Below are 256 nucleotides of genomic sequence, written 5' to 3'. Positions count from 1 at the left end.
ACTACAGTTCAAGATACAGCTAAAGTTCGTGAAGCAGTTAAAGCTCAAGAAGTAGCTGAAACTCAAGCAAAAGCTAAGGCCGCGGAAGCAACTAAAGCTCGCGAAGCAGCTGAAGCTCAAGCAGAAGTTAAGGCTCAAGAAGCGGCTAAAGCTCGTGAAGCAGCTAAGGCTCAAGAAGCAGCTAAAGCTCAGGCAGATGCTGAAGCTCAAGCAGAAGCTAAAGCTCAAGAGGCGGCTAAAGCTCGTGAAGCAGCTA

At 48.0% G+C, this 256-nt stretch carries 1 protein-coding gene; it reads left to right on the top strand.

Features of this window, described 5'->3' with window-relative positions; genetic code table 11:
* A partial coding sequence (locus MR160_RS34435) for a hypothetical protein (protein WP_242299263.1) occupies positions 1 to 256 on the top strand: 256 nt, incomplete at both ends.

The sequence above is a fragment of the Bacillus cereus group sp. BfR-BA-01382 genome (assembly GCF_022663475.1).
In the GTDB taxonomy this organism is placed as follows: domain Bacteria; phylum Bacillota; class Bacilli; order Bacillales; family Bacillaceae_G; genus Bacillus_A; species Bacillus_A thuringiensis_S.
The sequence above is the reverse complement of the archived record's forward strand: the minus strand, read 5'-3'. Positions and strand labels throughout refer to the sequence as shown.